Genomic DNA, 9,450 nt, shown 5'->3' with positions numbered 1-9,450 from the left:
CCTATGCATTACTCACCCGTCCGCCGCTCGACGCCGAAGTAGCAAGCTACTTCTCGTTTCCGCTCGACTTGCATGTGTTAGGCCTGCCGCCAGCGTTCAATCTGAGCCATGATCAAACTCTTCAATTTAAGATTTTGTGACTCAACGAATACTGACTTCAAAACTATTCTTCTTAAAAAAAGAAGTAACTTTAAAGCTATTATCATTCCAACAGAATGATAATGAATTGACTGTGCCAATTATTAGTAAACTAATAATCGATTTGGTCACTCAGTTCATTGAAATCATTTTGCTTCCCCTCTTCGTTAAAAGAGACGAGCTATATTGATTATCATCAACGAGTGCCCACACAGATTGATAGGTTTAAATTGTTAAAGAGCGTTGTTCTTATTGAAAGCGCTTAGTGCGTCTCGTTGAACAGGGCGGCCATTTTAGCGAGTTAAAAGCTCGTGTCAAACACTTTTTTAAAACTTTTTCCGCAAACCTTTTTGAGAAGGTTCTGACCTCTAACTCGTTGCTGCAGCTAGGCTGTGTGCTCCGTGTCAGTGAGGTCGCATTATAGAGATCCGATTCATCTTGGCAAGCACTTTTCATCAAAAACATTAAAAATAAACATCGTATGCTCACTTTACACTCAAAGCTTTATTTATACATATTTACTCTAATTAAACACACAGGTTTTCCACAGAAAAGTGAAAATATAAGGTATATCTCACCTACCTACTCTAGCGAGTAAATCACGAAATGCAGATTTCGCATTAGCTATCAGTCTTTCTTTATCAACTAAACAGCTTTCATTTTGATAAACCACATTGCCATTTATCATGCTTAGTTTTATCTGGGCAGGCTCACCACATAAGATAGGCGCGTATAAAGTTGAATGACATCCTTGGTAACGCACTTGGTTTAAATCATAAAGTACAATATCAGCTGCGAAACCTACTTCTATTTTGCCTACCTTATCCAAACCTAATAGCGAAGCCCCATTTTGAGTTCCCCATTTAACGACATTTTCTAGACTCGTACTTGCTGCGCCATGAGTTGCTCTATGTAGTAGCCAAGCTAGATTCACTTCTTGAAGCATACTGCCTGATTCCGAAGAAGCCGAACCATCAACTCCGATGCTGATATTCATCCCCGCTTGTTCCATTTCAATAATAGGAGCGATTCCACTACCCAATCGGCAATTAGACGTAGGGCAATGTGAAATACCTGTTTTTGTTTCAGACAGTGTTCTTATTTCTTGCTCGTTAGCTTGAACTAAATGGGCAAACCAAACATCACTACCAAGCCATTCACATTCAGCGGCATAGTCCACAGTACTTTTCCCGTATTTAGCTAGCGACTGCTGTTGATCAAATTCCACCTCTAATAGATGAGAGTGCATTCTTAAGTTACGTTGACGTGCAAAAGACGATAGCTGTTTTAAATCTTCAGCAGGAGAAGAGTGGATTAAACTCGTGGGTGCCACCACCAGCTGCCGCATCGGCATATCGGTATTTTGATGGTATAGACTATAGCTATCATCCAGTCGGCGTAACATTAGATCGATAGATTCTGGTTCGATCCCAGCCTTGGCGAGTCCTTTGTGTGTTCCTTTGGTTGTCGCGCCACCTCGACAAAGTACCAAACGTATTCCCATATCTTCCGCCGCTTGCCACACTGCCGCTTCTAATTCAGGTGACGTATTCGCGTGATATAGATAATGGTGGTCCGCGCAAGTTGTCACACCAGAACGAATCAAATCATAAAATCCAAGGCATGCTGCGCTGTACATGATTTCTGGTGTAATCTTTGGCCAATATTGATAAGGCACACTAGCAAGCCAATCACCTAGTGGCTGGTTTAGTCCAGCAGGAATACCTTTTAATATAGACTGAGCTAAATGATGGTGGGTATTGACGAAGCCGGGATAAACCACACATTGGCTGGCATCAATCCGTTCCTCACCTTTTTGCAGAAGAAGGTCGGTACCTATTTCTGTTATTATCCCCCCCTCTATTCTTATATCTGTTGCTGTTTGTTCCGTTACTATCCCTTGTGCATTTTTAATTAGATATTTCATAATCACTCCATCACTATCTTTCGACATGATATGAGCAATGTCCCAGCGCCAACGCACCTAACCGCTTCTACTCACCTAACATAACATTCATACTCAGCTAGCAATTAATAAGCCAGAAAGTCATTCCCTCTATATATAGCTTTATATTGTCCAGTATAAGAATTGTTGCACCAAATAAATGCACAGCTAACTTTCTGCACTTTTTCAACGCAACCTACTTCATCCAAGTTACATCGCAATAAAATAATCGAACAGAAAACCAGATGTTAAATAAATGTTATTCCTAACAATAAATTCAATTTTCCACTTTTTATATGAAACTGGCATACCGTTTGCTCTATTAACTATGTATGACAACCACAGCTGTGAGTAGAAGCGGTTAGATGCAAAACATCGGGACATTGCTCACCATTACCAAAAATTGCCAAAGTGCTGAATGAATCATCATTAAGCCCATATGGAATTATATTGAGTAAAGGAGAACCAAATGAAACTTTCAATCAAGCAATGCATCCACTTAGCATTAACCACAGCTGCACTATCCACCAGCGTCAATGTCATGGCCGCTGACAAAGTCAACTTCCAACTCGACTGGCTACCGGGGGGAGATAAAGCACCAGTTTATGTTGCCGTTCAGCAAGGCTTTTTTGCCGAGCAAGATCTTGATGTCACCATTCGCCAAGGTAAAGGCTCAACCGATGCTATCACCAAGGTTGCAACCGGTACTGCAGACATAGGTTCTTCTGATCTCGTATCACTATTGGTCGCTAAGGCCAATGATGATGTGCCAGTGAAAGCGGTCTATTCTGTCTTCAGCAAAGCGCCTTATGCTTTTTATGTATTAGAAGATTCAGGCATTAACTCGGTAAAAGATGTTGCCAATAAAAGCGTGGCAACCTCTCCTTTCACTTCTGCTAACGTATTCTTACCCCTACTACTACGTAAAAACCATGTTGATGAAAGCAGCGTGAAAGTCACCAAAGCCGATCCGGGCGCACTGAACCCTATGCTGATCACCGGCAAATCAGATGTAATGATCTCTTGGGTCACTGATACAGTTAAAAACCAAAGCCAAGCTAAGGCAGTAGGAAAGAAATTGAAGATCCTACCTTGGCATGATGCAGGGTTAGATTTTTATTCCTCTTCACTTATTGCCAGTGATCGTTTCTTAGCGGAAAAGCCTGATGTCGCGAAACGGTTTATCAAAGCTTATGCCAAAGCCGTTGCCTATACATGGGAACATCCGCAGCAAAGCGCGCAAGATGTTCATAAAATGGTGCCCGAAGTGGATACCCAACAAGCCGCCGATACCATTATGTCGATTAAAGACTTAGTGATTAATGAAGTCAGTAATAAAGATGGCATCGGTGCCTTTACCCCAGAGCGCCTTGCTGAAACTTGGAAATGGACAGCGGAAGCTCAACAACTCGACGTCAATAAATTTGATCCTGAAAGCGCTATTTCTCGTGACTTTATGCCGGGAGGTAAATCATGAACCCTTTTGTTTCTTTCAAACAAGTTGGCCACACCTACCACAGTGACAATGGCTCGGTAAAAGTGTTAAACAACGTCAATTTTGATGTTGAGAAGAACCAGTTTATTTCGATCGTTGGCCCTTCTGGTTGTGGTAAATCCACCTTGCTGAGATTACTTTCAGGATTAATGCAATCGACCGAAGGCCAAGTCGAAATCTTTGGCCGCCAAGTTACCGAACCGAGAGAAGACATCGGGATTGTTTTTCAAAAGCCGACCTTACTGCCGTGGAAGAATGTACTCGAAAACGTATTGTTTCCACTCAAGCATAAATTTGGTCATATCACCAATAAAGAGCGTGATTTTGCTAAACAGCTGATCAACAAAGTGGGATTAAAAGACTTTCATAACAGCATGCCGGATCAACTTTCCGGCGGTATGCAACAACGATTAGGCATTGCACGAGCGCTGTTACTTGATCCTGATATTTTAATTATGGATGAGCCATTTTCCGCACTAGATGCACTGACCCGAGAAGAAATGGGCTTTGAGTTACTACGCCTGTGGAATGAGAAGCCTAAAACCGTGTTATTTATCACTCACTCGATATCTGAAGCGGTCTTACTGTCAGACAAAGTACTAGTGATGGGCCCTCGTCCAAGTACCGTGGTAGAAGAAATTAATATCGATCTACCTAGACCTAGAACACTCGAGACCATTCAACATCGACTATTTGCTGAATACACAGGGAAAATCAGGGAGCATTTTTACTCCCCCCCTTCAACTCAGCAAGAAAACGAAAGCAATGTCTCTCAAATAAGGACTGTCGCCTAGCCTAACTAGCGATACTCTTTGTTCATACGACGTCACTATAAGGAAATAGTATGTCTATTAAAAAGCTTTATAAAAATAGCCTACCATTACTGGCGATGCTGGCTATTCTACCGATATGGGAAATCATCTGCCGCGCATTTGAGATCCCTAACTTTATTTTGCCAGCACCATCGGCTATCGCAGAAGCCTTTATGCAAGTCTCGGCTGAACGCTGGCTCGATAACCTCTGGGCAACATTAAGAATCGCATTATTAGGTTTTGGCTTATCGCTGTTAGTCAGTATTCCTTTAGCGATAATGATGGTCAGCTCCAAGTTTTTAACTAAAGCGGTTTTCCCACTACTGGTAATCGTACAATCCACACCAGTGGTTGCCATTGCGCCACTACTTATTGTGATTTTAGGTACAGGAGATGCACCACGTTTAGCCATTACCTGCTTAATTACCTTTTTCCCATTAGTCGTTTCTGCCACAACCGGCATGTTATCTACCCCATCGGAATTAATAGAGTTATCCAAGTCACTCAACGTGTCGCGAGCAAAAACCATTTGGCAAATTCGCCTACCTTATGCCATTCCCCACATCTTTAGTGGTGTCAAAGTGGCTATTACGCTGTCGGTGATTGGCGCGGTTATTTCAGAATTTGTCGCTGCTGAAAAAGGCCTAGGCTACTTTGTTCAATTTTCAACGTCATACTTTAAGATCCCGCAAGCTTTTGCAGCCCTAGTGTTTCTCTCTGCGGTGAGCATGCTGCTATTTAAATCCGCGCATTGGATTCAAAAAGGTTTCTTCGCTTGGAGCTTACCTCAAGATAAAAGCCATTAAGGAGCAAGCACATGACACCAGAACAAGACAAAAAACACTTACAGCAAAGTCTCGATTTAGCTGAAAAAGCCAAGCAGCAAGGCATTCATCCTTTTGCGGCAATTTTAGTCAACGAAAAAGGCGAAGTGCTGCTTGAACAAATCAATGGCTATCTACCGAATAAAGATATGACCGGCCATGCTGAGCGATTAATCATGACGGAAGCGAGTCAAAAATATCGCCCTGATTATTTGAAAGACTGCACTCTGTATATTTCTGCCGAACCTTGCGCCATGTGCGCCGGAGCGATTTATTGGGCGGGCGTAGGGAGAGTGGTTTACGGATTAAGTGAACATCGGCTAAAACAAATCACCGGTAATCACCCTGAGAACCCAACCTTAGATCTACCTTGTCGTACTGTTTTTTCAGCAGGACAACGACCGATTGAAATCATTGGTCCACTGATGGAAGAGCAAGCGGCGCAAATACATGATGGTGTTTGGTAAACCTTCTTATACATAGCAGAATAAACACAACAGGAGTAGAAGCGGTCTGTAATGGGTAACCATTGCTGGGCATTGCTCCAATCACTAAGCACACGCTTAACTATTGGAGAAATAATATGACAACGACAGCTTACGCACTAGATGAACTGCAATTTGAAACTACCATCGGCGGAAAAGGCATTGATGCGGAACATAGCAATATTCCCATCATAGATATGAGCCAATTTGAATCTCGCCGAGCAGAGGTCACAGAAGAACTATGGCAAGCCGCCACCCAAGTCGGTTTCTTTCAAATTAAAAACCACTCCATTGCTCTAGAGGATATTGAACACGCCTTTCAACTTAGTGAGCAATTGTTCTCTCTTCCTCAACAACAAAAACAGCCGTTAAGCCTAAAACCAGGAAAAAATGCCGGTTGGGAATTTAAGCAACAGGTTCGCCCTTCCACAGGTACTGCCGATCAAAAAGAATCCTACCAAATCACGCGTCCTCACATGGAAGGAATATGGCCAAACCAAGCGGCTCTAACCAGTTTCCAGCAAGATATGCTCAATTTTGAATCTCAAGCGTGGCAACTCGGTATGAATATCCTGTCTTGTTTTGCCGATAAACTGGGATTTGAACGCGACTTTTTCACGCAAGTCCACCAACCGAGTTCAGAGCAATATCAAAGTACATTAAGGCTACTTCACTATTTACCAATGGCGCAACTGCCACACGGCGAAGAACATTGGCGCGCGGGCGCTCATACTGATTTTGATTGTTTGACTATGGTATTCCAACAACCGAATCAAGGCGGATTACAAGTTGCCGCGGGGAAGGATTCTCAGCATCAACAGGTCTGGAGTAATGTAGAGCCACAAGCTGGCGTGATCACTTGTAATATTGGCGATATGTTAATGCGCTGGAGTGATGACAAGTTGAAATCGACATTGCACCGCGTTCGCATGCCCTACCCTGAAGAAAATCAAGGTTCACGCTATAGCATGGCATTTTTCTGTCAGGCCAATAAAGATCAAGTTATTCAAGGGCCGAATAAAAAATATCAAGCAATGACTGCCGAAGAGTATTTGAACATGAGAATTAAGGCAAACTTTGCGAAATAGCTGAATAGTAAGACATAAAAAAGGGAGCAGATAATTGCTCCCTTTGATTCATTGACGATTTAATTAAGACTGATGAGCGACGATCTCATCATCTTTCACCGTTAGATGGACTTTCTGCCCAGGAATTAGCTCCCCAGCCAGAATCGAACGAGCCAATGGGTTTTCGACCATTTGTTGGATCGCACGTTTCAATGGTCGAGCCCCATAAACCGGGTCAAACCCGACTGCCGCAACCAAAGACAACACGTCTTCGTTCACTTCTAATTCATACTCTTTTTCCGCCATACGTTGACGTAAGCGATCAAGCTGAATCGAGGCAATTGACTTGATTTGATCTTGTCCTAATGGATGGAAGACGACACTTTCATCCACGCGGTTCAAGAACTCAGGTCTAAAGTGTTGGCTGACGATCTCCATGACTTCGGCTTTCATCGATTCATAATCTGACGTTGCCGCCTTTTCTTGAATACGATCAGAGCCTAGGTTGGATGTCATGATCACCACGGTATTTTTAAAGTCTACCGTTCGGCCTTGTCCATCAGTCAAACGTCCATCATCTAACACTTGCAATAAAATATTAAATACATCTGGATGCGCTTTTTCTACCTCATCAAGTAAAATCACCGAGTAAGGTTTACGGCGGACCGCTTCGGTTAGGTAACCACCTTCTTCGTAGCCAACATAACCCGGAGGCGCGCCGACTAAACGAGACACCGAATGTTTCTCCATAAACTCCGACATATCAATCCGAACCATGGCATCTTCACTATCAAACATAAAGTTCGCTAATGTTTTACATAGCTCGGTTTTACCTACCCCGGTTGGACCTAGGAACAAGAAAGAGCCAATCGGTTTATTCGGATCCGACAGCCCAGCACGACTACGACGAATCGCATTCGACACGACATCTACCGCTTCTTTCTGACCAATCACACGTTCATGTAACACCGTTTCCATCGAAAGTAATTTAGCTTTCTCCGCTTCGAGCATTTTCGATACTGGAATACCAGTTTGGCGTGATAGCACTTCGGCAATCTCTGCATCAGTCACGCGATTTTTCAGCAACGTCAGCTCAATATTCTCGGCTTGTGAGGCATTCTCCAATTGCTTTTCTAGCTCTGGGATCTTGCCATATTGCAACTCAGACATTCGTTGTAAGTCACCAGCACGGCGAGCCACATCCATATCCAACCGAGCTTGCTCCAGTTCAGTTTTAATATGTTGAGTACCAGAAAGTGAGGCTTTTTCAGTTTTCCACACTTCTTCTAGCTCAGAATATTCACGCTCTTTCTCTTCCAGTTCTTGGTTAAGAATCGCAAGACGCTTGGTACTTGCTGCATCACTTTCGTTTAACAGTGCTTGCTGCTCGATTTTTAATTGAATAATACGGCGATCTAAACGATCCATCGATTCCGGTTTAGAATCCATCTGGATACGAATACTCGATGCCGCTTCATCAATCAAATCGATCGCTTTATCTGGTAACTGACGATCCGATACATAACGGTTAGATAAACTTGCCGCCGCCACAATCGCAGGATCGGTAATTTCAACATGGTGATGCAGCTCATAGCGCTCTTTCAAACCACGTAAAATCGCAATGGTATCTTCAACCGTAGGTTCATCCACCAGCACTTTTTGGAAACGACGCTCTAATGCAGGATCTTTTTCGACATATTGACGATATTCATCCAGCGTCGTCGCCCCCACACAGTGAAGCTCACCACGAGCCAAAGCAGGTTTCAGCATATTACCGGCATCCATCGAGCCTTCGCCTTTACCCGCACCCACCATGGTATGCAATTCATCGATGAACAAAATCACGTTACCGTCTTCTTGCGCCAGTTCATTCAATACCGCTTTTAGGCGCTCTTCAAATTCACCGCGATATTTCGCACCGGCGATCAATGCGCCCATATCTAACGAAAGCACACGACGATTACGTAACCCTTCCGGTACTTCGTTATTAACGATTCGCAAAGCTAAGCCTTCAACGATTGCAGTCTTACCAACACCCGGTTGACCAATCAATACAGGGTTGTTTTTGGTACGACGTTGCAAAACCTGAATGGTGCGACGAATTTCATCATCACGCCCAATCACAGGATCAAGTTTGCCTTGCTCAGCACGTTCGGTTAAATCAATGGTGTACTTTTCTAAGGCTTGACGTTTTTCTTCCGCATTCGGATCGTCAACATTTTGTCCACCACGGATCTCATCAATCGCTTTAGTGACATTCGCTTTATTTAAGCCAAACTCTTTAAACATTTTGCCTAGTGGGCCGTTATCTTCCACCGCTGCCAGCAAAAACAGTTCAGAAGAGATGTAACTGTCTTTACGTTGTTGAGCAATTTTATCGCAGACGTTCAGTAAGTTACCTAGGCTCTTAGAAGCTTGAACATCACCACCAATACCAGTGACTTTAGGTAATTTATCCAACTCTTGAGCAACTTTAGATCGCAGTTGAGTGGCATCAATTCCTAGCATGGTAAAAATAGGACGAATAGTGCTGCCATCTTGATTTAGCAATGCTTGCATTAAATGCACAGGCTCGATGAATTGATGATCACGGCCTAGCGCAAGAGATTGCGCATCAGAAATGGCAAGCTGGAATTTACTGGTAAATTTATCGAAACGCATATTAAGCCTCCACTCTAAGAAAG

The 9,450-nt window shown here is 43.2% G+C and carries 7 protein-coding genes and 1 rRNA gene; 5 read left to right on the top strand and 3 right to left on the bottom strand.

The genetic code is table 11. The features are described from left to right. Nucleotides 1-128, bottom strand: a 16S ribosomal RNA gene (locus tag L3V25_RS13920); the annotation flags it as partial. Between the two features lie 584 nt (nucleotides 129-712). After that, complete coding sequence (locus L3V25_RS13915) at nucleotides 713-2,065, bottom strand: amidohydrolase family protein (protein ID WP_237296100.1); 1,353 nt, start codon at nucleotides 2,063-2,065, stop codon at nucleotides 713-715. Nucleotides 2,066-2,552: 487 nt separating this feature from the next. On the opposite strand from L3V25_RS13915, the gene L3V25_RS13910 reads away from it, so the two are divergent. From L3V25_RS13910 to L3V25_RS13890, 5 genes are all read left to right on the top strand, one after another. Further along, the gene (locus tag L3V25_RS13910) at nucleotides 2,553-3,560 is read left to right on the top strand and encodes an ABC transporter substrate-binding protein (RefSeq protein WP_237296099.1); all 1,008 of its coding nucleotides are present in this window, start codon (nucleotides 2,553-2,555) and stop codon (nucleotides 3,558-3,560) included. Further along, on the top strand, nucleotides 3,557-4,372 hold the full coding sequence (locus L3V25_RS13905; RefSeq protein WP_237296098.1) for an ABC transporter ATP-binding protein: 816 nt from the start codon (nucleotides 3,557-3,559) through the stop codon (nucleotides 4,370-4,372). The genes L3V25_RS13910 and L3V25_RS13905 overlap by 4 nt, the downstream gene beginning before the upstream one ends. A 50-nt stretch (nucleotides 4,373-4,422) precedes the next feature. Further along, nucleotides 4,423-5,196 carry an ABC transporter permease gene (locus L3V25_RS13900; protein ID WP_237296097.1) on the top strand — a complete coding sequence of 258 codons (774 nt, stop codon included), beginning with the start codon at nucleotides 4,423-4,425 and terminating at the stop codon, nucleotides 5,194-5,196. A gap of 11 nt (nucleotides 5,197-5,207) precedes the next feature. Further along, nucleotides 5,208-5,681, top strand: coding sequence for a nucleoside deaminase (locus L3V25_RS13895; protein WP_237296096.1), 474 nt, complete (start codon nucleotides 5,208-5,210; stop codon nucleotides 5,679-5,681). Nucleotides 5,682-5,797: 116 nt separating this feature from the next. Further along, nucleotides 5,798-6,787, top strand: a complete 990-nt coding sequence (locus tag L3V25_RS13890) for a 2-oxoglutarate and iron-dependent oxygenase domain-containing protein (protein WP_237296095.1) — start codon at nucleotides 5,798-5,800, stop codon at nucleotides 6,785-6,787. 63 nt (nucleotides 6,788-6,850) lie between these two features. On the opposite strand, the gene clpB is transcribed toward L3V25_RS13890, so the two are convergent. Next, a complete protein-coding gene (gene clpB, locus L3V25_RS13885; protein WP_237296094.1) occupies nucleotides 6,851-9,427 on the bottom strand; it encodes an ATP-dependent chaperone ClpB in 2,577 nt (858 codons plus the stop codon). Nucleotides 9,428-9,450 lie beyond the last annotated feature (23 nt).

It is taken from the genome of Vibrio sp. CK2-1 (assembly GCF_021726515.1).
In the GTDB taxonomy this organism is placed as follows: domain Bacteria; phylum Pseudomonadota; class Gammaproteobacteria; order Enterobacterales; family Vibrionaceae; genus Vibrio.
This window is presented reverse-complemented; position numbering and strand designations above follow the sequence as displayed.

Excerpts from the sequence above, each read along its gene's own strand:
- L3V25_RS13915 (WP_237296100.1), bottom strand. The coding sequence starts at position 2,065 with ATGAAATATCTAATTAAAAATGCACAAGGGATAGTAACGGAACAAACA.
- L3V25_RS13910 (WP_237296099.1), top strand. The coding sequence starts at position 2,553 with ATGAAACTTTCAATCAAGCAATGCATCCACTTAGCATTAACCACAGCT.
- L3V25_RS13905 (WP_237296098.1), top strand. The coding sequence starts at position 3,557 with ATGAACCCTTTTGTTTCTTTCAAACAAGTTGGCCACACCTACCACAGT.
- L3V25_RS13900 (WP_237296097.1), top strand. The coding sequence starts at position 4,423 with ATGTCTATTAAAAAGCTTTATAAAAATAGCCTACCATTACTGGCGATG.
- L3V25_RS13895 (WP_237296096.1), top strand. The coding sequence starts at position 5,208 with ATGACACCAGAACAAGACAAAAAACACTTACAGCAAAGTCTCGATTTA.
- L3V25_RS13890 (WP_237296095.1), top strand. The coding sequence starts at position 5,798 with ATGACAACGACAGCTTACGCACTAGATGAACTGCAATTTGAAACTACC.
- clpB (WP_237296094.1), bottom strand. The coding sequence starts at position 9,427 with ATGCGTTTCGATAAATTTACCAGTAAATTCCAGCTTGCCATTTCTGAT.